Consider the following 22,474-nt stretch of genomic DNA (forward strand, 5'->3'; position numbering starts at 1 on the left):
GCAGTACAGACGACGACATAGGGGACATAGTGCTCGACGTCAACTTCTTCGACGAGCTGCGTATCGGCCTCGCCACCGCCGACGACATCCGTCAGTGGTCCCACGGCGAGGTCAAGAAGCCTGAGACGATCAACTACCGCACCCTGAAGCCGGAGAAGGACGGGCTCTTCTGCGAGAAGATCTTCGGTCCTCAGCGGGACTGGGAGTGCTACTGCGGTAAGTACAAGCGGGTCCGCTTCAAGGGCATCATCTGCGAGCGCTGCGGCGTCGAGGTGACCCGGTCGAAGGTCCGCCGTGAGCGGATGGGGCACATCGAGCTCGCCGCTCCGGTGACCCACATCTGGTACTTCAAGGGCGTGCCGAGCCGGCTGGGCTACCTGCTGGACCTCGCCCCGAAGGACCTCGAGAAGATCATCTACTTCGCCTCGTACGTCGTGACGAGCGTGGACGCGGAGGCGCGTCACCGCGACCTCTCGACGATCGAGAACGAGATCCTGGCCGAGAAGCGGCAGGCCGAGAACAGCCGCGACTCGGAGATCGAGAAGCGGGCCGCCAAGCTCGAGGCCGACCTGGCCGAGCTGGAGGCCGAGGGTGCCAAGGCGGACGTCCGGCGCAAGGTCAAGGAAGGCGGAGAGCGCGAGATGCGCCAGATCCGCGACCGGGCCCAGCGCGAGATCGACCGCCTGGACGAGGTGCTGGACACCTTCCGCAAGCTTGAGCCGAAGCAGCTGGTCACCGACGAGCTGCTCTACCGGGAGCTGCGCGACCGGTTCGGTGAGTACTTCACCGGCGGCATGGGCGCCGAGGCGATCAAGGCGCTGGTCCAGAACATGGACCTCGACGCCGAGGCCGAGAGCCTGCGGGAGACCATCCGCACTGGCAAGGGGCAGCGGAAGATCCGGGCGCTCAAGCGGCTGAAGGTGGTCGCGGCGTTCCTGAACACCCGCAACTCGCCGCTCGGCATGGTGCTCGACTGCGTCCCGGTCATCCCGCCGGACCTGCGCCCGATGGTGCAGCTCGACGGTGGCCGCTTCGCGACCTCCGACCTGAACGACCTGTACCGGCGCGTCATCAACCGGAACAACCGCCTCAAGCGGCTGATCGACCTCGGCGCGCCCGAGATCATCGTCAACAACGAGAAGCGGATGCTCCAGGAGGCCGTCGACGCGCTGTTCGACAACGGCCGTCGCGGCCGGCCGGTCACCGGTCCGGGTAACCGCCCGCTCAAGTCGCTGTCCGACATGCTCAAGGGCAAGCAGGGCCGGTTCCGCCAGAACCTGCTGGGCAAGCGCGTCGACTACTCCGGCCGTTCGGTCATCGTGGTCGGCCCGAAGCTCAAGCTGCACCAGTGCGGCCTGCCCAAGCAGATGGCCCTGGAGCTGTTCAAGCCGTTCGTGATGAAGCGCCTGGTCGACCTCAACCACGCGCAGAACATCAAGTCCGCCAAGCGGATGGTCGAGCGGCAGCGGCCGGTCGTGTGGGACGTGCTGGAAGAGGTCATCGGCGAGCACCCGGTGCTGCTCAACCGGGCGCCGACCCTGCACCGGCTGGGCATCCAGGCCTTCGAGCCGCAGCTGGTCGAGGGCAAGGCCATCCAGATCCACCCGCTGGTCTGCACCGCGTTCAACGCCGACTTCGACGGTGACCAGATGGCGGTCCACGTGCCGCTGTCCGCCGAGGCCCAGGCCGAGGCGCGGATCCTGATGCTCTCGTCGAACAACATCCTCAAGCCGGCCGACGGCAAGCCGGTGACCATGCCCACCCAGGACATGATCATCGGTCTCTACCACCTCACCCACCTCACCTCCGGTGAGCGCGGCGAGGGCCGGGCGTTCAGCTCGGACGCCGAGGCGCGGATGGCGTACGACAACGGCGAGCTGCACCTGCAGGCTCCGGTGAAGATCCGGCTGCGGGGCCTGGTCGGCGTCGACAACGGCCCCGGCGCGGAGCCGTGGACCGCCCCCGAGGGCTGGGTCGAGGGCGACCCGGTCACGGTGGAGACCACCCTCGGTCGGGTCCTGTTCAACGAGACGCTGCCGCCGGGCTACCGCTTCGTGAACTACGAGATCCGCAAGGGCCAGCTCTCCGCGATCGTCAACGACCTCGCCGAGCGCTTCCCGAAGGTGGCCCTCGCGGCCACCCTGGACGGGCTCAAGGAGGCCGGTTTCCACTGGGCCACCTGGTCCGGCGTGACGATCGGCATGGAGGACGTCATCGCTCCGCCGCGCAAGGCGGAGATCCTGGCCCGGTACGAGACCGAGGCCGACCGGATCGACAAGCAGTACCAGCGTGGTCTGATGACGGCCGAGGAGCGCCGCGGCGAGCTCATCGAGATCTGGACCAAGGCGACAAACGAGGTCGCCAAGGAGATGGACACCGCGCTGCCGCAGGAGAACCCGCTGTGGAAGATGATCAACTCGGGTGCCCGCGGTAACCTGCTCCAGCTCCGGCAGATCGCGGCGATCCGTGGTCTGGTGGCCAACCCGAAGGGCGAGATCATCCCGCGTCCGATCAAGGCGTCGTACCGGGAGGGTCTGTCCGTGCTGGAGTACTTCATCTCCACGCACGGTGCCCGGAAGGGTCTCGCGGACACCGCCCTGCGTACCGCCGACTCGGGTTACCTGACCCGGCGTCTGGTGGACGTCTCGCAGGACGTCATCATCCGCGAGGAGGACTGCGGCACCGACCGGGCCATCCCGATGCAGATCGGGCAGCGGCGCGACGGCCAGCTGGTCGTGCACGAGCACGCCGAGACCAGCGTGCACGCCCGTACGCTGGCCGACGACATCAAGGGGCCGGACGGCACCGTCGTCGCCGAGCGGGGCGCGGACATCAACTCGATCCTGGTCGACAGGATCGTCGCCGCCGGGGTGGAGAACATCCGGGTGCGCAGCGTGCTGACCTGCGAGTCGAAGCTGGGCGTCTGCGGTGCGTGCTACGGCCGCTCGCTGCCGACCGGCAAGACCGTGGACGTCGGCGAGGCGGTCGGCATCATCGCCGCCCAGTCCATCGGTGAGCCCGGTACGCAGCTGACGATGCGTACCTTCCACACCGGTGGTGTCGCCGGTGAGGACATCACCCAGGGTCTGCCGCGAGTCCAGGAGATCTTCGAGGCCCGGATCCCGAAGGGCAAGGCGCCCATCGCCGACACCCCGGGCCGGGTCCGGATCGAGGACGGCGAGCGGTCGCGGAAGATCATCATCGTGCCGGACGACGGCAGCGACGAGATCGTCTACGACAAGATCTCGAAGCGGGTCCGGCTCCTGACCAACGACGGCGACCACGTCGAGGTCGGCGAGAAGCTCACGGTCGGTACGGTCGACCCGCACGAGCTGCTGCGCATCCTCGGCCCGCGCGCGGTCCAGGTCCACCTGACCCAGGAGGTCCAGGAGGTCTACCGCTCGCAGGGTGTGCTCATCCACGACAAGCACATCGAGATCATCATCCGCCAGATGCTCAAGCGGGTGACGGTCATCGACTCCGGCTCGACCGAGTTCCTGCCGGGCGTGCTCGTCGACCGGGCGCTGTTCGAGTCGGAGAACCGCCGGCTCGTGTCCGAGGGCGGCGAGCCCGCGGCCGGCCGTCCGGTGCTGATGGGTATCACCAAGGCCTCGCTGGCCACGGACTCCTGGCTGTCGGCGGCCTCCTTCCAGGAGACCACCCGGGTGCTGACGGACGCGGCGATCCACGCCCGCAGCGACTCGTTGATCGGTCTCAAGGAGAACGTGATCATCGGTAAGCTCATCCCGGCCGGTACGGGCATCAGCAAGTACCGCAACGTCCGGGTCGAGCCGACCGAGGAGGCGAAGGCCAAGGTCTACTCGATGACCGGCTACCCGGAGACCGACTACGGCTTCGGGCCGGCCAGCGGCCAGGCGGTCCCGCTGGACGACTTCGACTTCGGGTCGTACCGCTAAGGAGCGCGACGCACGAGGCCCCCGGCAGCCGCCGGGGGCCTCGTCGTGTCCGCGCACGGGTGTGCGGGCTGTCGCCCGGCGCCGGCGGGCATGATGGTGGGCATGACCACCGCTTCCGGGCCTGCGCCGGTCGCTCCGCCGGAGCCGCCCCGACACCCGCTCGACCCGGATCCGGCGCGGGCCACGAAGGCGCGGGCGGTCTTCGCGCTGGGCCTGATCGGCGCGTTGACCGGCCTCTTCGTCGGGGGCGTGGTGCCGGCCACCGTGGCGCTCGTGCTGGCGCGCCAGGCACGCCGCGACGCGTACACCTCGGGGGGTTTCCTCACCGGATCGGCCTGGCTGCGGCAGGGTGAGCGCCTGGCCTGGACCGGTCTGGTGCTCGTCGCGACGGCCGTGGTGGCGGCGGTGGTGATCGGGGTGGTGCGGCTCGCGGAGGCGCCGTACGGGCACGACTTCGCGCCGAACGTGGACTGACCGGCTCGGGGGAACGGGCGCGCACCGGGCACCGTCGGCTGGCCCGCCGGCGGTAGCCTGGCCGGTGTCCGTCGCCCGCCGCGTGGACGCCGACTGCCGACAGGAGGACCCGTGACCGACCCGGCGCGCCCGCAGGGCACCGACCCGACGGCGCCCGGCCCGCCGGACGCCTCGACGGCGGGTGGGCGGTGGGAGCCGGCCGGGTCCGTCGGCCCCGCGTCGCCGGCCGATCCCTGGTCCCGTCCTCCGGCCGCGGCGCCCACGCCGACTCCGGCCACGCCTGCGCCGACCACGCCTGCACCGGCCGCGCCTGCGCCGGCCGCGCCGGCCTCGGGCCTTACGGCGCACGACCCGTGGGCACGCCCGGCCGCCGCGCCGGCAGGCCCGCCCGCCGGGACGGTCGCGCCCGCCGGTGCGGCCTGGGGCGCTCCCCGCGGCCCGGGTGCCACGCCGCCGACCGTGGCCCCCGGCTGGGCGCCACTGCCCGCCGTGCCACCGCCCCCGCCCAGGGACGCGGTGCGGGCGCCGAAGCGGGTCGACCCGGTGCCCGGCACGCCCTTCGGCGTGGTGCACCTCGACGTGCCGCCGGTCGCCTCCGGTCCGGCCGTGGGATCGCTGGCGGCCGGGATCGCCTCGATCCTGGTCTCGCTGCTTGTGGTCTGTTTCGGGGTGGCCGGCGCGGACTGGGACGGCGTGTGGGCCGCCGGCGCCTTCACCGTGCTGGCGGTCCTGACCGGGGCGGGTGCCGTCGGCGCCGGTCTGCTGGCGCTGCGGCAGATCCGCCGGCCGGTGTCCCCGCCGGCGGTCCGGTTCACCGGGCGGGGGCTGGCCGTCGCGGGGGTCAGCTGCGGTGCGGCGGGTCTGCTGATCAGCCTGCTCGGGCTGGGACTGGCGTTGCTGGTGTCGCTGTCGTGACCGGCGGTGCCGGGGTCGCCACGGTGCCGTGGGCAACCGCCGGGGCCGAGGGGCCACGTGCCGCCCCAAGCGGTACACTTGTATCCCTGGGTGCCCATCGCGGGCGCGTGGGCAGGACGGTTCCGATCGGCGGGCGGTGAGAGCGCCCCCGGCGGCCGCCCCGTTTTGACCAGCGCGGTTGTGGTAGGTACTCTTTCCCCTTGTGCCCGGGCGAGCCCGGGCGGTTCGTGCGTGCGCAGGATCCGGTCGCGCCGGTGTTCCCGCGGCAGCACGATGAAAGCCAGAGGACCCGGTGCACGGCCTGCCGCGTGCCGGTGAGACACCCCCGGGTGCGCGCGAGCGACGACCCGGGGACCGTGAGCCGGGCGACACGCCCGACCGCGGGTGCTGGGACCCCCGTCAGGTGGCCCTGGTTGGAATGTAGGAGAGCCGTCCATCAGGCCGGCTAGAGCAGACGGCGCGGTCGCCTCGCGGCGGCCGAAGGGAGCGGAGAAACCCGGTGCCCACCATTCAGCAGTTGGTCCGAAAGGGCCGCCAGGCCAAGACGACCAAGACGAAGACCCCGGCGCTGAAGGGGTCCCCCCAGCGGCGCGGCGTGTGCACCCGCGTGTACACCACCACCCCGAAGAAGCCGAACTCGGCGCTGCGCAAGGTCGCTCGCGTCAAGCTCAGCAGCCAGATCGAGGTGACCGCCTACATCCCGGGCGTCGGCCACAACCTGCAGGAGCACTCGATCGTGCTCGTGCGTGGCGGCCGTGTGAAGGATCTCCCCGGCGTGCGGTACAAGATCGTGCGCGGCTCGCTGGACACCCAGGGTGTCCGCAACCGCAAGCAGGCGCGCAGCCGCTACGGCGCGAAGAAGGAGAAGAGCTGACATGCCGCGTAAGGGACCCGCTCCGCGGCGGCCGCTGGTCGCTGACCCGGTGTACAACTCGCCGCTGGTCACCCAGCTGGTGAACAAGATCCTGCTGCGCGGCAAGCGGCAGCTCGCCGAGAGCATCGTGTACGCGGCCCTGGAGGGCTGCCGCGAGAAGTCCGGCACCGACCCGGTCGTCACGCTGAAGCGGGCGATGGACAACGTCAAGCCGACCCTTGAGGTGCGCAGCCGCCGCGTCGGTGGCGCCACCTACCAGGTGCCGGTCGAGGTCCGTCCGGCCCGTGCGACCACCCTGGGCCTGCGCTGGCTGGTCACCTACGCCCGCGCCCGGCGTGAGAAGACCATGGTCGAGCGGCTGATGAACGAGCTGCTGGACGCGAGCAACGGCCTCGGTGCCGCCGTCAAGCGGCGCGAGGACACGCACAAGATGGCCGAGTCCAACAAGGCCTTCGCGCACTACCGCTGGTAACACCGAGGGTTCCGGCGCCGCCCGGCGCCGGAACCACGCCAGTTGTGTCGAGACGACGATAAGTAGGGATTGAAGTGGCCGCCGCAGACGCGCTCGCCAACGTACGCAACATCGGCATCATGGCGCACATCGATGCCGGTAAGACCACTACCACCGAGCGGATCCTGTTCTACACCGGTATCACCTACAAGATCGGTGAGGTCCACGAGGGCGCTGCCGTCATGGACTGGATGGAGCAGGAGCAGGAGCGCGGTATCACCATCACTTCCGCCGCCACGAAGTGCGAGTGGAAGGGCCACACGATCCAGATCATCGACACGCCCGGCCACGTCGACTTCACGGTCGAGGTCGAGCGGTCGTTGCGCGTTCTGGACGGTGCGGTCGCGGTCTACGACGGTGTCGCCGGCGTGGAGCCGCAGACGGAGAACGTCTGGCGCCAGGCCGACAAGTACAACGTCCCGCGGATGTGCTTCGTCAACAAGCTGGACCGGACGGGCGCCGACTTCTTCCGCTGCGTGCAGATGATGATCGACCGGCTCAACGCCACGCCGCTGGTCCTGCAGGTGCCGATCGGCGCCGAGTCCGACTTCACCGGTGTGGTGGACCTCGTCGGCATGCGTGCCCTCACCTGGCGCGGGGAGACCCAGAAGGGTGAGGACTACGCGATCGAGGAGATCCCGGCCGAGCTGGCGGACACCGCCGCCGAGTGGCGCGAGAAGCTGCTGGAGACCCTGGCCGACGTCGACGACTCGGTGATGGAGAAGTACCTCGAGGGCGAGGAGCTCTCCGTCGAGGACATCCAGTCCGCGATCCGCCGCGCCACCATCGGGGGCAAGGCCAACCCGGTGCTCTGCGGCACCGCGTTCAAGAACAAGGGCATCCAGCCGATGCTCGACGCGGTGGTCGCCTACCTGCCGTCGCCGCTGGACATCCCGGCGATCGAGGGCACGGCGACCGACGGTGAGACGCCGATGCAGCGCAAGCCGTCCACCTCGGAGCCGTTCTCCGGTCTCGCTTTCAAGATCCAGACCGACAAGCACCTCGGTAAGCTCACCTACGTCCGGGTCTACTCCGGCGTGGTCGAGTCCGGGTCCCAGGTGGTCAACTCCACCAAGGACCGCAAGGAGCGGATCGGCAAGATCTACCAGATGCACGCCAACAAGCGGGAGGAGCGCAGCTCCGCCAAGGCTGGCGACATCATCGCGGTCCAGGGTTTGAAGCAGACCACCACCGGCGACACGCTGTGCGACCCGGCGAACCCGGTCATCCTCGAGTCGATGACCTTCCCGGAGCCGGTCATCGAGGTGGCCATCGAGCCGAAGACCAAGGCCGACCAGGAGAAGCTCAGCACCGCCATCCAGCGGCTGGCCGAGGAGGACCCGACCTTCCGCGTCAAGCTGGACGACGAGACCGGCCAGACGGTCATCTCCGGCATGGGCGAGCTGCACCTGGACATCCTGGTGGACCGGATGCGCCGCGAGTTCAACGTCGAGGCGAACATCGGCAAGCCGCAGGTGGCGTACCGCGAGACCATCCGCCGCCCGGTGGAGAAGGTCGAGTACACCCACAAGAAGCAGACCGGTGGTTCCGGCCAGTACGCCCGGGTCATCATCAGCCTGGAGCCGCTGCCGCTGGACAACGAGGCCCCGACCTACGAGTTCGCGAACGCCGTCACCGGTGGCCGCATCCCCCGGGAGTTCATCCCGTCGGTGGACGCGGGTGCGCAGGACGCCATGCAGTACGGCATCCTCGCCGGCTTCCCGCTGGTGGGTGTGAAGCTGACGCTGGTGGACGGTCAGTACCACGAGGTCGACTCGTCCGAGATGGCGTTCAAGATCGCCGGCTCGATGGCGCTGAAGGAGGCGGCCCGCAAGGCCGACCCGGCGCTGCTCGAGCCGATGATGGCCGTTGAGGTCACCACTCCCGAGGAGAACATGGGTGACGTCATCGGCGACCTCAACTCCCGCCGTGGCATCATCCAGGCGATGGAGGAGCGCGGCGGTGCCCGCGTCGTCCGCGCCCTGGTGCCGTTGTCGGAGATGTTCGGCTACGTCGGCGACCTGCGGTCGAAGACCCAGGGCCGGGCTAGCTACAGCATGCAGTTCGACTCCTACGCCGAGGTTCCGGCCTCGGTGGCCAAGGAGATCATCGCCAAGGCGACCGGTGAGTGACGCTCACCTGAGCTGACCCGATGAACCGGGTGCGGTCGCGGGAGGGTTCTCCCGCCCGCGACCACCTCGGTCGGACTGGGTGAATCCGGGCCTGTAGGCTTCATCGCCGCAGAACCCACAAAGGCTCTCCGGCCGTCAGGTCGGAAAGGCTGTCGACAGAGTCCTAAGCGCCGACCGGCGCACCGGGGCGAACGAACCAAGAAAGTCCACAGGAGGACACCAGTGGCGAAGGCGAAGTTCGAGCGGACTAAGCCGCACGTCAACATCGGCACCATTGGTCACATCGACCACGGTAAGACGACGCTGACGGCGGCCATCACCAAGGTCCTGCACGACCAGTACCCGGACCTCAACCCGTACACGCCGTTCGACGAGATCGACAAGGCGCCGGAGGAGAAGGCCCGCGGCATCACGATCTCGATCGCGCACGTCGAGTACCAGACCGAGGCGCGGCACTACGCGCACGTCGACTGCCCCGGTCACGCCGACTACATCAAGAACATGATCACCGGTGCCGCGCAGATGGACGGCGCGATCCTGGTGGTCGCGGCGACCGACGGCCCGATGCCGCAGACCCGCGAGCACGTGCTGCTGGCCCGCCAGGTCGGCGTTCCGTACATCGTCGTGGCGCTCAACAAGAGCGACATGGTCGACGACGAGGAGCTCCTGGAGCTCGTCGAGCTCGAGGTCCGCGAGCTGCTCTCGTCGCAGGAGTACCCGGGTGACGACCTGCCGGTCGTCCGGGTCTCGGCGCTGAAGGCCCTCGAGGGTGACCCCGAGTGGACCGGCAAGCTGATGGACCTGATGACCGCTGTCGACACCGCGATCCCGCAGCCGGAGCGCGAGACCGACAAGCCGTTCCTCATGCCGATCGAGGACGTCTTCACGATCACCGGTCGTGGCACCGTCGTCACCGGTCGCGCCGAGCGCGGCATCCTCAAGCCGAACGAGGAGGTGGAGATCGTCGGTATCCGCGAGAAGTCGCAGAAGACGGTCTGCACCGGCATCGAGATGTTCCGCAAGCTGCTCGACGAGGCCCGCGCGGGTGAGAACGTCGGTCTGCTGCTGCGTGGCATCAAGCGCGAGGACGTCGAGCGCGGCATGGTCGTCATCAAGCCGGGCACCACGACCCCGCACACGGAGTTCGAGGCGACGGTCTACATCCTCTCCAAGGAGGAGGGCGGCCGGCACACCCCGTTCTTCCAGAACTACCGTCCGCAGTTCTACTTCCGGACCACGGACGTCACCGGTGTCGTCACGCTCCCCGAGGGCACCGAGATGGTCATGCCGGGCGACAACACCACGATGACCGTGAAGCTCATCCAGCCGATCGCGATGGAGGAGAACCTCAAGTTCGCGATCCGCGAGGGTGGTCGTACGGTCGGCGCGGGTCGCGTCACCAAGATCGTCAAGTGAGCTGGGTAACCCCGATTAGACCCGCCGCCGGTCGTGCGGCATACTAGTCAGGTTGCGTAACGACGGTTCATCCGCCTGCGTTCGGCTTTGCCGAACCTCCGGGCGGGAGGACCAGTCGGGCGTAGGGTGGTTGGCGGCCAGTCCGCCAACCACCCTCGCACGGCGTCCAGGTCGCGGTAGTGCGATCGACGTCATGACCCACCGCGCGGTGAGGATCGCTCCTTCAGTACCCGGGGGCGGAGCCTGACCCGAGGGCGCGACACGCCCGACCGCGGGGGTCGGCGAAGTGGGCCTGTGCCAGCCGGTACAGGCGCCCGCAATACAGCGGCATCGAGAGAAGGAACAGAAGCCACCATGGCGGGACAGAAGATCCGCATCCGGCTCAAGGCCTATGACCACGAGGTCGTCGACTCCTCGGCTCGGAAGATCGTCGAGACGGTGACGCGCACCGGGGCGCAGGTCGCAGGCCCGGTGCCGCTGCCCACGGAGATCAACCGTTTCTGCGTCATCCGCTCGCCGCACAAGTACAAGGACTCGCGCGAGCACTTCGAGATGCGTACGCACAAGCGGCTTATCGACATCATCGACCCGACCCCGAAGACGGTCGACTCGCTCATGCGCCTCGACCTGCCGGCTGGCGTCGACATCGAGATCAAGCTGTAGGGATCGGACAAATGGACAGGCAAGTCAAGGGGATCCTGGGCGCGAAGCTCGGCATGACCCAGGTCTGGGACAACAACCGTGTTGTCCCGGTGACCGTGGTTCAGGCCGGCCCGTGCGTCGTCAGCCAGGTTCGTAGCCAGGATAAGGACGGCTACGCGGCGGTCCAGCTGGCGTACGGTGCCATCGACCCGCGCAAGGTCAAGAAGCCGATCAGCGGTCACTACGCGAAGGCCGACGTGGCGCCGCGGCGTCACATCGTCGAGCTGCGCACGACCGACGCCGCCGAGTACGCGCTCGGCCAGGAGGTCACGGTCGAGCAGTTCCCGGCCGGTGTCTCGGTCGACGTGACCGGCAAGACCAAGGGCAAGGGCTACGCCGGCCCGATGAAGCGGCACGGCTTCCACGGCCTGCGCGCCAGCCACGGTGTCGAGCGCAAGCACCGCTCGCCGGGCTCGATCGGCGCCTGCGCCACGCCGGGCCGGGTCTTCAAGGGCACCCGGATGGCCGGCCGGATGGGTGGCGTGCGCTACACCGTCCAGAACCTGACCGTCCAGGCGGTCGACACCGAGAACAACCTCCTGCTCGTCCGCGGCGCCATCCCCGGCCCGAAGGGCGCGCTGGTCCTGGTCCGCACCGCGGCCAAGGCGAAGAAGGGTGGTGCGGGCAAGTGACCACCGTTGACGTCCTCACCGTCGAAGGCACCAAGGCCGGCTCCGTCGAGCTGCCCGCCGACATCTTCGACACGCAGGCCAACGTCGCGCTGATGCACCAGGTCGTGGTGGCCCAGCTCGCGGCGGCCCGGCAGGGCACGCACAAGACCAAGACCCGCGGCGAGGTCGCCGGCGGCGGCAAGAAGCCGTACAAGCAGAAGGGCACCGGTCGCGCCCGGCAGGGCTCGATCCGCGCGCCGCAGTTCGCCGGCGGTGGCGTGGTGCACGGTCCCGTGCCGCGCGACTACAGCCAGCGGACCCCGAAGAAGATGAAGGCCGCCGCGCTTCGTGGCGCTCTCTCCGACCGGGCCCGCGCGGGCAAGGTGCACGTCGTCGAGGCGTTCGTCTCGGGCGAGAAGCCGTCGACCAAGGCCGCGCTGGCCACGCTGGCGAAGCTGACCGACGCCCGCCGGGCGCTGGTCGTGCTGAGCAGCACCGACGAGCTGAACTGGGTGTCGCTGCGCAACGAGCCGCGGGTGCACCTGATCGAAGCCGGCCAGCTCAACACGTACGACGTGCTGGTGGCCGACGACGTGGTCTTCACCAAGGAGGCCCTGGACGAGTTCCTGGGCGTCCCCGCCGAGACCACCGAGGAGGGTGGCAAGTGAGCACGATCGCCGACCCGCGCGACATCATCGTGGCGCCGGTCGTCTCGGAGAAGAGCTACAGCGAGCTGAACCGCAACTGGTACACCTTCCTGGTGCACCCGGACGCGAACAAGACCGCGATCAAGATCGCCATCGAGCAGATCTTCAACGTCCGCGTCCTGACGGTCAACACGCTCAACCGCGAGGGCAAGCGCAAGCGGACCCGCACCGGGTTCGGCAAGCGCAAGGACACCAAGCGGGCGATGGTGAAGCTGGCTGACGGTGACCGCATCGAGGCCTTCGGCGGCCCGGTCAGCTGAGGGGTGTAGACAATGGCTATCCGTAAGTACAAGCCGACGACGCCGGGCCGGCGTGGCTCGAGCGTCGCCGACTTCGCCGAGATCACCCGGTCGACGCCCGAGAAGTCGCTGCTGGCTCCGCTGCCGAAGAAGGGTGGTCGCAACGCCCACGGCCGGATCACCACCCGGCACCACGGCGGCGGCCACAAGCGGCAGTACCGGATCATCGACTTCAAGCGGGTCGACAAGGACGGCGTGCCGGCGAAGGTCGCGCACATCGAGTACGACCCGAACCGCACCGCGCGGATCGCGCTGCTGCACTACCTGGACGGCGAGAAGCGGTACATCATCGCGCCGAAGGACCTGAAGCAGGGCGACGTCGTCGAGTCCGGGCCGGGCGCCGACATCAAGCCGGGCAACAACCTGCCGCTGCGCAACATCCCGGTCGGCACCACGATCCACAACGTGGAGCTGCGCCCGGGCGGTGGCGCCAAGCTGGCCCGCTCGGCCGGCGTCGGCATCCAGCTGCTCGGCCGGGAGGGCGCGTACGCGACCCTGCGCATGCCGTCCGGTGAGATCCGGCGGGTGGACGTGCGCTGCCGGGCCAGCGTCGGCGAGATCGGCAACGCCGATCAGTCGAACATCAACTGGGGCAAGGCCGGCCGGATGCGGTGGAAGGGCAAGCGGCCCACCGTCCGTGGTGTCGCCATGAACCCGGTCGACCACCCGCACGGTGGTGGTGAGGGTAAGACCTCCGGTGGTCGCCACCCGGTCAACCCGCAGGGTAAGCCCGAGGGCCGCACCCGTCGTAAGGGCCAGCCGAGCGACCGGCTGATCGTCCGCCGCCGCTACGCCACGCGTAAGCGCGGCTGAGGGAGATAAGACATGCCTCGCAGCCTGAAGAAGGGCCCGTTCGTCGACGACCACCTGCTCAAGAAGGTGGAGACGCAGAACGACAAGGGCACGAAGAACGTCATCAAGACCTGGTCGCGGCGCTCGACGATCACCCCGGAGATGCTGGGTCACACGATCGCGGTGCACGACGGACGTAAGCACGTCCCGGTGTTCGTGACTGAGGCGATGGTCGGGCACAAGCTCGGCGAGTTCGCGCTGACCCGCACGTTCAAGGGTCACGAGAAGGACGACCGGAAGAGCCGCCGGCGCTGACGCCGCGGGCATACGGATAGAGGAACAAGGGGTTACAGCGATGCCAGGAAAGGGCGACGCTCCGGTGCTTCCGGGCGCGCGGGCGGTTGCGCGGTACGTGCGCATCTCGCCGATGAAGGCGCGCCGGGTGGTCAACCTCGTCCGCGGCCTGCCCGCGAAGGAGGCGCTCACGGTGCTGCAGTTCGCGCCGCAGGCCGCGAGCGAGCAGGTGTACAAGGTGCTCGCGAGCGCGATCGCCAACGCGGAGAACAACGAGCGGCTGGACCCCGACGCGCTGCTCGTCAGCGAGGCGTACGTGGACGAGGGCCCGACCATGAAGCGGTTCCAGCCGCGGGCGCAGGGCCGGGCGTACCGGATCCGCAAGCGGACCTGCCACATCACGGTCGCGGTCGAGGCGGTCGCCCCGGCCGCGCCGAAGAAGGCGGCGGCGAAGAAGGCGGCCCCGGCGAAGCAGGCTGCGCCGGCCGAGACGCAGAGCACGACGGAGGGTGCGGAGTAATGGGTCAGAAGGTTCACCCGCACGGGTTCCGGCTCGGCATCTCGACCGACTGGAAGTCCCGCTGGTTCGCGGACAAGCTCTACAAGGACTACATCGGCGAGGACGTCAAGATCCGCCGCATGATGTCCAAGGGCCTCGAGCGCGCCGGGATCTCCAAGGTCGACATCGAGCGCACCCGGGACCGTGTCCGCGTCGACATCCACACCGCCCGGCCGGGCATCGTCATCGGCCGTAAGGGTGCGGAGGCCGACCGGATCCGCGGCGAGCTCGAGAAGCTGACCGGCAAGCAGGTCCAGCTCAACATCATCGAGGTGAAGAACCCCGAGTCGGACGCGCAGCTCGTCGCGCAGGGCGTGGCCGAGCAGCTGTCCAGCCGGGTCAGCTTCCGTCGGGCGATGCGCAAGGCCATGCAGTCCGCGATGAAGAACCCGGTCTGCAAGGGCATCCGGGTTCAGGTCTCGGGCCGTCTCGGCGGCGCCGAGATGAGCCGGACCGAGTTCTACCGCGAGGGTCGGGTCCCGCTGCACACGCTGCGGGCCAACATCGAGTACGGCTTCTTCGAGGCCCGTACCACCTTCGGCCGGATCGGCGTGAAGGTCTGGATCTACAAGGGCGACGCGGTGCCGGGTCGGGAGACCCCGGCCGAGGCTCCGTCGCGCCCGCGCCGTGAGCGCGGCGACCGCCCCGAGCGGCCGCGCCGTGGTCGGTCCGGTTCGTCCGGCACGACCGCCGGTGGCACCGAGGCCGGCCGGGCCGCCGCGACCACCATCGCGCAGCAGGCCGAGACGCCGAGCGGCGAGCCGGTGGACGCGTCCGCCGTCGCCGCCGCGGCAGAAACGCAGCAGGAGGGCTGACAGATGCTGATGCCGCGCAAGCCCCCGAAGGGCTTCCGCAAGCCGCACCACCCGGACCGCAGTGGCGCGTCCAAGGGTGGTAACCGGGTGGTGTTCGGCGAGTTCGGAATCCAGGCTCTCGAGCCGGCGTACGTGACCAACCGCCAGATCGAGTCGGCGCGTATCGCGATGACCCGTCACATCAAGCGTGGCGGCAAGGTCTGGATCACGATCTTCCCGGACCAGGCCCTCACCAAGAAGCCGGCCGAAACCCGGATGGGTTCCGGTAAGGGTTCGCCCGAGTGGTGGGTCGCGAACGTGAAGCCGGGGCGGGTCCTCTTCGAGATGTCCTTCCCCAACGAGCAGATCGCGCGTGAGGCCATGCGCCGCGCGATCCACAAGCTCCCGATGAAGTGCCGGATTGTTACGCGCGAAGTGGGTGAATCCTGATGGCAGCGGGCGTTAAGGCCTCCGAGCTGCGTGAGCTCCCCGAGGAGGAGCTGGTCACGAAGCTGCGCGAGGCCAAGGCGGAGCTGTTCAACCTCCGCGTGCAGGCCGCAACCGGGCAGCTGGACAACAACCGGCGGCTGCAGGTCATCCGTCGGGAGATCGCCAGGATCTACACGATCATGCGTGAGCGCGAGCTGGGGCTCTCGGCCGCGCCGACTGAGGTGACTGCAGGATGAGCGAGAACACCACCGCCAGCGCGCGGGCCCGCCGCAAGGTGCGTGAGGGCCTCGTGGTCAGCGACAAGATGGAGAAGACCGTCGTCGTCGAGGTCGAGGACCGGGTCAAGCACGCGCTGTACGGCAAGATCATGCGCCGTACCAGCAAGCTGAAGGTCCACGACGAGCAGAACGCCGCCGGCATCGGCGACCGGGTCCTGATCATGGAGACCCGGCCGCTCTCGGCCACGAAGCGGTGGCGGCTCGTGGAGATCCTCGAGAAGGCCAAGTAGCGAAGGCTCAAGCCCACCCGGCGCAGGCCGGGGGGCGCAGGTTCCGCCAGGCTCCGGCCGCCTCGTGCGGCCGGAGAACCGGCAGACATAGGAGATAGACGTGATTCAGCAGGAGTCGCGACTGCGCGTCGCCGACAACACGGGTGCCCGGGAGATCCTGTGCATCCGGGTGCTCGGTGGCTCCGGTCGGCGCTACGCGAGCATCGGCGACGTCATCGTGGCCACCGTCAAGGACGCGATCCCGGGTGCCGGTGTGAAGAAGGGCGACGTCGTCAAGGCTGTCGTCGTTCGCACCGCCAAGGAGAAGCGGCGGCCGGACGGCTCGTACATCCGCTTCGACGAGAACGCCGCCGTCATCATCAAGGACGGTGGGGACCCGCGCGGCACCCGTATCTTCGGCCCGGTGGGCCGGGAGCTGCGGGACAAGCGGTTCATGAAGATCATTTCTCTCGCGCCGGAGGTGTTGTGACCGTGAAGGTCAAGAAGGGCGACACGGTCGTCGTCATCGCCGGCAAGGACAAGGGTGCCAAGGGCAAGGTCATCGCGGCCTACCCGCGGCAGGACAAGGTCCTGGTCGAGGGCGTGAACCGGGTCAAGAAGCACACCCGCATCAGCACCACCCAGCGTGGCGCGAAGACCGGTGGCATCGTCACCCAGGAAGCCCCGATCCACGTCTCGAACGTGATGGTCGTGGACTCCGACGGGAAGCCGACCCGCGTCGGCTACCGCATCGACGAGAACGGCCAGAAGGTCCGCATCGCGCGTAGCACCGGTAAGGACCTGTGATGACCACGGCTACCGAAACCAAGACCATGCCGCGCCTCAAGGAGCGGTACCGCAACGAGATCGTGGCCCAGCTGCGCGAGCAGTACAACTACGGCAACCCGATGCAGGTGCCGCGGCTGGTCAAGATCGTCGTCAACATGGGTGTCGGCGAGGCCGCCCGGGACGCCAAGCTGATCGAGGGCGCCGTCCGCGATCTGGCGACCATCACCGGCCAGAAGCCGCAGGTGCGGCGGGCGACCAAGTCCATCGCGCAGTTCAAGCTGCGGGAGGGCATGCCGATCGGCGCGAAGGTCACCCTGCGCGGCGACCGGATGTGGGAGTTCCTGGACCGGCTGCTGTCGATCGCGCTGCCGCGTATCCGCGACTTCCGCGGCCTCGACGGGCGCAAGCTCGACGGGCACGGCAACTACACGTTCGGTCTGACCGAGCAGTCGGTGTTCCACGAGATCGACCAGGACAAGATCGATCGCCAGCGGGGCATGGACATCACGGTGGTCACCACCGCCACGACCGACGACGAGGGCCGGGCGCTGCTCAAGCTCCTGGGCTTCCCGTTCAAGGAGAACTGAGATGGCCAAGAAGGCGCTGATCCTCAAGGCGGCCGCGAAGCCGAAGTTCTCGGTTCGCGCGTACACCCGCTGCCAGCGGTGCGGGCGTCCGAAGGCGGTCTACCGCAAGTTCGGTCTCTGCCGGGTCTGCATCCGGGAGATGGCCCACCGCGGTGAGCTGCCCGGCGTGTCCAAGGCTTCCTGGTAATAGCCCGGCGCGCTCCGCGCGTCAGCTGCACTGTCTCTTCGCCGTAGGCCCGGGATCGCCCGGGAACCCCGGCGAGAAAGGTTGACGAGTTTAATGACGATGACCGACCCGATCGCAGACATGCTCACGCGTCTGCGTAACGCCAACCAGGCGTACCACGACCGGGTGACGATGCCCTACTCGAAGATCAAGGCCAACATCGCCGAGGTCCTCAAGTCCGAGGGCTACATCGCCACCTGGTCGGTCGAGGAGCCCGAGGAGGGCGCCGTCGGCAAGCGACTGGTCGTCGAGCTGAAGTACGGCCAGAACCGCGAGCGGAGCCTGGCCGGCATCAAGCGCGTGTCCAAGCCCGGCCTCCGGGTGTACGCCAAGTCGGGCGAGCTTCCGCGGGTGCTCGGCGGGCTGGGCGTGGCGATCATTTCGACGTCCCAGGGGCTGCTCACCGACCGGCAGGCCCGCAAGCGGAGCGTTGGCGGGGAAGTCCTCGCCTTCGTCTGGTAACGGGAGACAGGTAGAAATGTCGCGTATTGGACGTAAGTCGATCCCGGTGCCAGCCGGCGTCGACGTCACGATCGACGGCCGGACCGTCAAGGTCAAGGGCCCCAAGGGCGAGCTCTCGCACACCCTGGCCGAGCCGATCACCATCGAGAAGGCCGAGGACGGGCAGCTGAACGTCGCCCGCCCGAACGACGAGCGCAAGGCCAAGGAACTGCACGGCCTGAGCCGTACCCTGGTCGCCAACATGATCGTCGGCGTCACCGAGGGCTACCGCAAGAGCCTGGAGATCGCGGGCACCGGTTACCGGGTCACCGCCAAGGGCAAGGACCTGGAGTTCGCGCTCGGGTTCTCGCACCCGGTCCTGGTGCAGGCGCCGGAGGGCATCACCTTCACGGTGGAGAGGCCGACGCTGTTCCACGTGGCCGGCATCGACAAGCAGCTGGTCGGCGAGGTCGCCGCGAACATCCGGAAGATCCGCCCGCCGGAGCCCTACAAGGGCAAGGGCGTGAAGTACCAGGGCGAGGTCATCCGCCGCAAGGCTGGAAAGGCAGGTAAGAAGTGAGCGCCACGCTGCTCAAGCGCCGCCGCGGCGTCGCCGCCAAGCGTGCCGTCGGGCGTGCGCGCCGGCACTTCCGCGTCCGCAAGAACATCAGCGGCACGGCCGAGCGTCCCCGCCTGGTGGTCACCCGCTCTCTGCGGCACATCGTCGCCCAGATCGTGGACGACACCAAGGGTCACACCCTGGCGTCGGCCTCGACCCTGGACGCGTCGCTGCGGGGCACCGAGGGCGACAAGAGCGCCCTGGCCGGCAAGGTCGGCGCCCTGATCGCCGAGCGGGCGAAGGCCGCCGGCATCTCCAAGGTCGTCTTCGACCGCGGTGGCAACCGGTACGCGGGGCGGGTCGCCGCGCTTGCCGACGCCGCCCGCGAAGCCGGGCTCGAGTTCTGACAAACCCCGTCACGAGAGAAAAGGAAGGCTGCTGATGCCAGGTCAACAGCGCCGTGGCGGCGGGTCCGGTGGCAACGAGGGTGGTCGCCGCGACAACCGCCGTGAGGGCGGCCGCGGAAACGCGCCCGTCGAGAAGACCCCGCACCTCGAGCGGGTCGTCGCGATCAACCGCGTCGCCAAGGTCGTGAAGGGTGGTCGTCGCTTCAGCTTCACCGCCCTGGTGATCGTGGGCGACGGCGACGGCACCGTCGGTGTGGGCTACGGAAAGGCCAAGGAGGTGCCCGCGGCGATCGCCAAGGGTGTCGAGGAGGCCAAGAAGCACTTCTTCAAGGTGCCGCGGATCGGTCAGTCGATCCCGCACCCGGTGCAGGGCGAGGACGCCGCCGGCGTCGTGCTGCTCAAGCCGGCCTCGGCCGGTACGGGCGTCATCGCCGGTGGGCCGGTGCGCGCCGTGCTGGAGTGCGCGGGTATCCACGACGTGCTCTCCAAGAGCCTCGGGTCGTCCAACCCGATCAACATCGTGCACGCCACGGTGGCGGCGCTGAAGGGGCTGGAGTCCCCGGAGGCCGTCGCGGCCCGTCGTGGCCTGCCGGTCGAGGACGTCGCGCCGGCCGCCATGCTGGCGTCGCGGGCGGAGGTGGCGTCCTGATGGCTCGTCTGAAGGTCACCCAGGTCCGGTCCGACATCGGGGCCAAGCGGAACCAGCGTGACTCGCTGCGTTCGCTCGGCCTCAAGCGGATCAACGACGTGGTGGTCAAGGAGGACCGTCCGGAGATCCGCGGCATGATCTTCACGGTCAACCACCTCGTGAAGGTCGAGGAGGTCGAGTAATGACGATCAAGGTCCACCACCTGCGCCCGGCGCCCGGTGCCAAGACCGCCAAGACCCGGGTGGGTCGCGGTGAGGGCTCCAAGGGCAAGACCGCCGGTCGCGGTACCAAGGGCTCCAAGGCCCGTAAGAACATCTCGGCGGCGTTCGAGGGTGGGCAGATGCCCATCCACATGCGCCTGCCGAAGATGAAGGGCTTCAAGAACAAGTTCAAGGTGACCTTCCAGGTCGTCAATCTGGACCGGCTCGCCGAGCTGTTCCCGAACGGCGGCCAGGTCGGCCCGGTCGAGATGGTCGAGGCCGGTGCGGTCCGCAAGGGCCAGCCGGTCAAGGTCCTCGGGACCGGCGACCTCGGTGGGGTGGCGCTCCAGGTGTCGGCGCACGCGTTCAGCGCGTCGGCCAAGGAGAAGATCGCCGCTGCCGGCGGCTCGGTCACCGAGCTGTAGTGATGTACGCCATGGCGCCCGTTCAGTTGTCCGTCAACTGGCGGGCGCCATGGTCTACCTGGGACGTGTGCACCCGGTAATATCGGAATCGGTTTATGTAGCCGGGCACACCTGCCCGGACCGGGACCGGGCTGTTAGAGTCCGTTCCCAGCCATGGATATCGGGCGTTCGCCCGGCCACCCCGACCCGCCAGGGACCACCGGCGGCCCGCCTCGCGCAGGAGGAAGAAGTTGCTGTCCGCCTTTCTCAGTGCGTTCCGTACGCCTGACCTGCGCAAGAAGATTCTGTTCACGGTAGGCATCATCGCCGTCTACCGGCTGGGCGCCACGCTGCCCAGCCCGGGCGTGTCCTACGGCAACGTGCAGAAGTGCCTGGACACCCTGGAGAACGGCTCCACGGGCGTGCTGAACCTGCTCAACCTCTTCTCGGGTGGGGCGCTGCTGCAGCTGTCGGTCTTCGCGCTGGGCATCATGCCCTACATCACCGCGTCGATCATCCTGCAGCTGCTGACCGTGGTGATCCCCCGGCTGGAGCAGCTCCGCAAGGAGGGCCAGGCCGGTCAGGCGAAGATCACCCAGTACACCCGCTACCTGACCCTGGGGCTGGGTGTCCTGCAGGCGTCGGCCTTCGTGGCCCTCGCGCGCTCCGGTCAGCTCTTCAACAACCAGTGCGACCAGTTCCCGATCATTCCCGAGGGGACCGGCATCCCGGACTGGCTGACGCTGACCATCCTGGTCATGACGATGACCGCCGGCACCGGCGTGGTGATGTGGCTCGGTGAGCTGATCACCGACCGGGGTGTCGGTAACGGCATGTCCGTGCTGATCTTCACCTCGATCGCGGCCCGCCTGCCCGCCGAGGGCTGGCAGATCAAGGAGACCGGCGGCTGGGGCAAGTTCCTCCTGGTCATCGCGCTCGTCCTGGTCATCATCACCGCGGTCACCTTCATCGAGCAGTCGCAGCGCCGGATCCCGGTGCAGTACGCCAAGCGGATGATCGGCCGGCGGATGTACGGCGGCACCTCCACCTACATCCCGCTGAAGGTGAACCAGGCCGGCGTCATCCCGGTCATCTTCGGTTCGTCGCTGCTCTACCTGCCGCAGCTGGCGCTTCAGTTCTTCGACCAGACGGACCCGGGCAAGACCCAGGCGTGGATCCAGAACAACCTGGTCGACCCGACCAGCCCGATCTACATCACGGTCTACTTCCTGCTGATCATCTTCTTCACGTACTTCTACGTCTCGATCACGTTCAACCCGACCGAGGTCGCGGACAACATGAAGAAGTACGGCGGCTTCGTGCCGGGCATCCGCCCCGGCAAGCCGACCGCCGACTACCTGGACTTCATCCTCAGCCGGATCACGCTGCCGGGTGCGCTCTACCTGGCCATCGTCTCGATCCTGCCGAACTTCTTCTTCATCTGGCTCGACCGCCAGCAGTACCTGAACTTCCCGTTCGGCGGCACCGCTGTGCTGATCATGGTCGGCGTCGGTCTGGAGACCACGAAGCAGATCGAGAGCCAGCTGATGCAGCGGAACTACGAAGGGTTCCTGCGGTAGATGAGACTCGTTCTGGTTGGCCCGCCGGGTGCGGGCAAAGGCACGCAGGCCGAGTTCATCGCCGCGCACCTCGCGGTCCCGAAGATCTCGACCGGGGACATCTTCCGCTCCAACGTGTCGCAGGGCACCCCGCTCGGGGTCGAGGCCAAGCGGTACATGGACGCCGGTGAGCTGGTGCCGGACGAGGTGACCATCAACATGGTGCGGGACCGGCTCGCCGAGCCGGATGCCAGCGAGGGCTTCCTCCTCGACGGCTTCCCGCGTACGACCCCGCAGGCCGCCGCGCTGGACAAGCTGCTCGCCGACCTCGGCACCGCGCTGGACCTGGTGCTGGAGCTGGTCGTCGACGACGACGAGGTGATCCGGCGGCTCTCCGGGCGGCGCACCTGCCGGGGCTGCGGCAAGATCTGGCACGTCGAGTTCGACCCGACCACCCGGGAGGGCATCTGCGACCGGTGCGGCGCCGAGCTGTTCCAGCGCGACGACGACAAGCCGGAGACCATCGCCACCCGCCTGCGGGAGTACGCGGACAAGACCGCGCCGCTTGTCGACTACTACGGTGCCCAGGGCAAGCTGGTGGGGATCGACGCCACCGGCCCGGTGGAGGACGTCACCGTCCGCGCGATCGACGCGCTGCGTTCGTACGGCGGCTGAGCTGCCCGGCACGGCGGATAGAGTGCGAAGAGCGGGGTACGCGA

Annotated in this window: 30 protein-coding genes; all 30 read left to right on the top strand. The window is 68.7% G+C overall.

Going from position 1 to position 22,474, the window contains the following annotated elements; genetic code table 11:
• Nucleotides 1–29: 29 nt before the first annotated feature.
• On the top strand, nt 30–3,917 hold the full coding sequence (locus ABTW87_RS13540; protein ID WP_350651115.1) for a DNA-directed RNA polymerase subunit beta': 3,888 nt from the start codon (nt 30–32) through the stop codon (nt 3,915–3,917).
• 102 nt (nt 3,918–4,019) lie between these two features.
• Nucleotides 4,020–4,391: a hypothetical protein gene (locus ABTW87_RS13545; RefSeq protein WP_350651116.1), complete on the top strand. Its 372-nt coding sequence runs from the start codon at nt 4,020–4,022 to the stop codon at nt 4,389–4,391.
• Nucleotides 4,392–4,934: 543 nt separating this feature from the next.
• Nucleotides 4,935–5,306: a hypothetical protein gene (locus ABTW87_RS13550; RefSeq protein ID WP_350651247.1), complete on the top strand. Its 372-nt coding sequence runs from the start codon at nt 4,935–4,937 to the stop codon at nt 5,304–5,306.
• A 499-nt stretch (nt 5,307–5,805) separates the two neighbouring features.
• A complete protein-coding gene (gene rpsL, locus ABTW87_RS13555) occupies nt 5,806–6,180 on the top strand; it encodes a 30S ribosomal protein S12 (RefSeq protein ID WP_007465318.1) in 375 nt (124 codons plus the stop codon).
• Between the two features lies 1 nt (nt 6,181).
• A complete protein-coding gene (gene rpsG / locus ABTW87_RS13560; protein WP_155330225.1) occupies nt 6,182–6,652 on the top strand; it encodes a 30S ribosomal protein S7 in 471 nt (156 codons plus the stop codon).
• 74 nt (nt 6,653–6,726) lie between these two features.
• The gene (gene fusA, locus ABTW87_RS13565; protein ID WP_350651117.1) at nt 6,727–8,823 is read left to right on the top strand and encodes an elongation factor G; all 2,097 of its coding nucleotides are present in this window, start codon (nt 6,727–6,729) and stop codon (nt 8,821–8,823) included.
• Between the two features lie 222 nt (nt 8,824–9,045).
• Nucleotides 9,046–10,239 (top strand): elongation factor Tu, encoded by a 1,194-nt coding sequence (gene tuf, locus ABTW87_RS13570; RefSeq protein ID WP_350651118.1) that lies wholly within the window; start codon nt 9,046–9,048, stop codon nt 10,237–10,239.
• 354 nt (nt 10,240–10,593) lie between these two features.
• Nucleotides 10,594–10,902 carry a 30S ribosomal protein S10 gene (rpsJ, locus tag ABTW87_RS13575; protein ID WP_007073037.1) on the top strand — a complete coding sequence of 103 codons (309 nt, stop codon included), beginning with the start codon at nt 10,594–10,596 and terminating at the stop codon, nt 10,900–10,902.
• Between the two features lie 11 nt (nt 10,903–10,913).
• Nucleotides 10,914–11,573: a 50S ribosomal protein L3 gene (rplC, locus tag ABTW87_RS13580; RefSeq protein WP_350651119.1), complete on the top strand. Its 660-nt coding sequence runs from the start codon at nt 10,914–10,916 to the stop codon at nt 11,571–11,573.
• Nucleotides 11,570–12,220, top strand: a complete 651-nt coding sequence (gene rplD, locus ABTW87_RS13585) for a 50S ribosomal protein L4 (protein WP_350651120.1) — start codon at nt 11,570–11,572, stop codon at nt 12,218–12,220. Before rplC ends, rplD begins: the two co-directional genes overlap by 4 nt.
• Nucleotides 12,217–12,519, top strand: coding sequence for a 50S ribosomal protein L23 (gene rplW / locus ABTW87_RS13590; RefSeq protein WP_091125159.1), 303 nt, complete (start codon nt 12,217–12,219; stop codon nt 12,517–12,519). The genes rplD and rplW overlap by 4 nt, the downstream gene beginning before the upstream one ends.
• Nucleotides 12,520–12,531: 12 nt before the next feature.
• Nucleotides 12,532–13,371 (top strand): 50S ribosomal protein L2, encoded by an 840-nt coding sequence (rplB, locus tag ABTW87_RS13595; protein ID WP_350651121.1) that lies wholly within the window; start codon nt 12,532–12,534, stop codon nt 13,369–13,371.
• Between the two features lie 12 nt (nt 13,372–13,383).
• Nucleotides 13,384–13,665 carry a 30S ribosomal protein S19 gene (rpsS, locus tag ABTW87_RS13600; protein ID WP_350651122.1) on the top strand — a complete coding sequence of 94 codons (282 nt, stop codon included), beginning with the start codon at nt 13,384–13,386 and terminating at the stop codon, nt 13,663–13,665.
• Between the two features lie 40 nt (nt 13,666–13,705).
• Nucleotides 13,706–14,164, top strand: coding sequence for a 50S ribosomal protein L22 (gene rplV / locus ABTW87_RS13605; RefSeq protein WP_350651123.1), 459 nt, complete (start codon nt 13,706–13,708; stop codon nt 14,162–14,164).
• Nucleotides 14,164–15,018, top strand: coding sequence for a 30S ribosomal protein S3 (rpsC, locus tag ABTW87_RS13610; RefSeq protein WP_350651124.1), 855 nt, complete (start codon nt 14,164–14,166; stop codon nt 15,016–15,018). Before rplV ends, rpsC begins: the two co-directional genes overlap by 1 nt.
• 3 nt (nt 15,019–15,021) lie before the next feature.
• The gene (gene rplP / locus ABTW87_RS13615; protein ID WP_007465292.1) at nt 15,022–15,447 is read left to right on the top strand and encodes a 50S ribosomal protein L16; all 426 of its coding nucleotides are present in this window, start codon (nt 15,022–15,024) and stop codon (nt 15,445–15,447) included.
• Entirely contained in the window at nt 15,447–15,683 is a 237-nt protein-coding gene (rpmC, locus tag ABTW87_RS13620; protein WP_350651125.1) for a 50S ribosomal protein L29, read from the top strand. Before rplP ends, rpmC begins: the two co-directional genes overlap by 1 nt.
• Nucleotides 15,680–15,955, top strand: a complete 276-nt coding sequence (gene rpsQ / locus ABTW87_RS13625) for a 30S ribosomal protein S17 (RefSeq protein WP_168003797.1) — start codon at nt 15,680–15,682, stop codon at nt 15,953–15,955. The genes rpmC and rpsQ overlap by 4 nt, the downstream gene beginning before the upstream one ends.
• A gap of 100 nt (nt 15,956–16,055) precedes the next feature.
• Nucleotides 16,056–16,424, top strand: coding sequence for a 50S ribosomal protein L14 (gene rplN, locus ABTW87_RS13630; protein WP_007073026.1), 369 nt, complete (start codon nt 16,056–16,058; stop codon nt 16,422–16,424).
• The gene (gene rplX / locus ABTW87_RS13635; RefSeq protein ID WP_012184319.1) at nt 16,421–16,741 is read left to right on the top strand and encodes a 50S ribosomal protein L24; all 321 of its coding nucleotides are present in this window, start codon (nt 16,421–16,423) and stop codon (nt 16,739–16,741) included. The genes rplN and rplX overlap by 4 nt, the downstream gene beginning before the upstream one ends.
• Entirely contained in the window at nt 16,741–17,310 is a 570-nt protein-coding gene (rplE, locus tag ABTW87_RS13640) for a 50S ribosomal protein L5 (RefSeq protein ID WP_155330234.1), read from the top strand. Before rplX ends, rplE begins: the two co-directional genes overlap by 1 nt.
• A 1-nt stretch (nt 17,311) precedes the next feature.
• Nucleotides 17,312–17,497, top strand: coding sequence for a type Z 30S ribosomal protein S14 (locus ABTW87_RS13645; RefSeq protein WP_007073023.1), 186 nt, complete (start codon nt 17,312–17,314; stop codon nt 17,495–17,497).
• 93 nt (nt 17,498–17,590) lie between these two features.
• Nucleotides 17,591–17,998, top strand: coding sequence for a 30S ribosomal protein S8 (gene rpsH, locus ABTW87_RS13650; RefSeq protein ID WP_130320431.1), 408 nt, complete (start codon nt 17,591–17,593; stop codon nt 17,996–17,998).
• Nucleotides 17,999–18,014: 16 nt separating this feature from the next.
• Nucleotides 18,015–18,557, top strand: coding sequence for a 50S ribosomal protein L6 (gene rplF, locus ABTW87_RS13655; RefSeq protein ID WP_350651126.1), 543 nt, complete (start codon nt 18,015–18,017; stop codon nt 18,555–18,557).
• On the top strand, nt 18,554–18,943 hold the full coding sequence (rplR, locus tag ABTW87_RS13660; RefSeq protein ID WP_502891577.1) for a 50S ribosomal protein L18: 390 nt from the start codon (nt 18,554–18,556) through the stop codon (nt 18,941–18,943). The genes rplF and rplR overlap by 4 nt, the downstream gene beginning before the upstream one ends.
• A 34-nt stretch (nt 18,944–18,977) precedes the next feature.
• Nucleotides 18,978–19,592, top strand: coding sequence for a 30S ribosomal protein S5 (gene rpsE, locus ABTW87_RS13665; RefSeq protein ID WP_155330237.1), 615 nt, complete (start codon nt 18,978–18,980; stop codon nt 19,590–19,592).
• Nucleotides 19,592–19,774 (top strand): 50S ribosomal protein L30, encoded by a 183-nt coding sequence (gene rpmD, locus ABTW87_RS13670; RefSeq protein WP_130320427.1) that lies wholly within the window; start codon nt 19,592–19,594, stop codon nt 19,772–19,774. Before rpsE ends, rpmD begins: the two co-directional genes overlap by 1 nt.
• Entirely contained in the window at nt 19,774–20,217 is a 444-nt protein-coding gene (gene rplO, locus ABTW87_RS13675) for a 50S ribosomal protein L15 (protein ID WP_350651127.1), read from the top strand. The genes rpmD and rplO overlap by 1 nt, the downstream gene beginning before the upstream one ends.
• Before the next feature lie 230 nt (nt 20,218–20,447).
• Complete coding sequence (gene secY / locus ABTW87_RS13680) at nt 20,448–21,776, top strand: preprotein translocase subunit SecY (protein WP_350651128.1); 1,329 nt, start codon at nt 20,448–20,450, stop codon at nt 21,774–21,776.
• Nucleotides 21,777–22,430: an adenylate kinase gene (locus ABTW87_RS13685; protein WP_350651129.1), complete on the top strand. Its 654-nt coding sequence runs from the start codon at nt 21,777–21,779 to the stop codon at nt 22,428–22,430.
• Nucleotides 22,431–22,474 lie beyond the last annotated feature (44 nt).

The sequence above is a fragment of the Micromonospora sp. NPDC126480 genome (assembly GCF_040302465.1).
Taxonomy (GTDB): Bacteria; Actinomycetota; Actinomycetes; order Mycobacteriales; family Micromonosporaceae; genus Micromonospora.

What these genes read in the sequence shown, in the direction of transcription:
- rplE (WP_155330234.1), top strand. Translation starts at nt 16,741, where the DNA reads ATGACCACGGCTACCGAAACCAAGACCATGCCGCGCCTCAAGGAGCGG.
- ABTW87_RS13545 (WP_350651116.1), top strand. Translation starts at nt 4,020, where the DNA reads ATGACCACCGCTTCCGGGCCTGCGCCGGTCGCTCCGCCGGAGCCGCCC.
- rplO (WP_350651127.1), top strand. Translation starts at nt 19,774, where the DNA reads ATGACGATCAAGGTCCACCACCTGCGCCCGGCGCCCGGTGCCAAGACC.
- rplB (WP_350651121.1), top strand. Translation starts at nt 12,532, where the DNA reads ATGGCTATCCGTAAGTACAAGCCGACGACGCCGGGCCGGCGTGGCTCG.
- ABTW87_RS13685 (WP_350651129.1), top strand. Translation starts at nt 21,777, where the DNA reads ATGAGACTCGTTCTGGTTGGCCCGCCGGGTGCGGGCAAAGGCACGCAG.
- ABTW87_RS13645 (WP_007073023.1), top strand. Translation starts at nt 17,312, where the DNA reads ATGGCCAAGAAGGCGCTGATCCTCAAGGCGGCCGCGAAGCCGAAGTTC.
- rpmC (WP_350651125.1), top strand. Translation starts at nt 15,447, where the DNA reads ATGGCAGCGGGCGTTAAGGCCTCCGAGCTGCGTGAGCTCCCCGAGGAG.
- rplV (WP_350651123.1), top strand. Translation starts at nt 13,706, where the DNA reads ATGCCAGGAAAGGGCGACGCTCCGGTGCTTCCGGGCGCGCGGGCGGTT.
- rpsS (WP_350651122.1), top strand. Translation starts at nt 13,384, where the DNA reads ATGCCTCGCAGCCTGAAGAAGGGCCCGTTCGTCGACGACCACCTGCTC.
- rplF (WP_350651126.1), top strand. Translation starts at nt 18,015, where the DNA reads ATGTCGCGTATTGGACGTAAGTCGATCCCGGTGCCAGCCGGCGTCGAC.
- rpsG (WP_155330225.1), top strand. Translation starts at nt 6,182, where the DNA reads ATGCCGCGTAAGGGACCCGCTCCGCGGCGGCCGCTGGTCGCTGACCCG.
- rpsJ (WP_007073037.1), top strand. Translation starts at nt 10,594, where the DNA reads ATGGCGGGACAGAAGATCCGCATCCGGCTCAAGGCCTATGACCACGAG.
- rplC (WP_350651119.1), top strand. Translation starts at nt 10,914, where the DNA reads ATGGACAGGCAAGTCAAGGGGATCCTGGGCGCGAAGCTCGGCATGACC.
- rpsQ (WP_168003797.1), top strand. Translation starts at nt 15,680, where the DNA reads ATGAGCGAGAACACCACCGCCAGCGCGCGGGCCCGCCGCAAGGTGCGT.
- rplP (WP_007465292.1), top strand. Translation starts at nt 15,022, where the DNA reads ATGCTGATGCCGCGCAAGCCCCCGAAGGGCTTCCGCAAGCCGCACCAC.
- rpsE (WP_155330237.1), top strand. Translation starts at nt 18,978, where the DNA reads ATGCCAGGTCAACAGCGCCGTGGCGGCGGGTCCGGTGGCAACGAGGGT.
- rpmD (WP_130320427.1), top strand. Translation starts at nt 19,592, where the DNA reads ATGGCTCGTCTGAAGGTCACCCAGGTCCGGTCCGACATCGGGGCCAAG.
- rpsH (WP_130320431.1), top strand. Translation starts at nt 17,591, where the DNA reads ATGACGATGACCGACCCGATCGCAGACATGCTCACGCGTCTGCGTAAC.
- rpsC (WP_350651124.1), top strand. Translation starts at nt 14,164, where the DNA reads ATGGGTCAGAAGGTTCACCCGCACGGGTTCCGGCTCGGCATCTCGACC.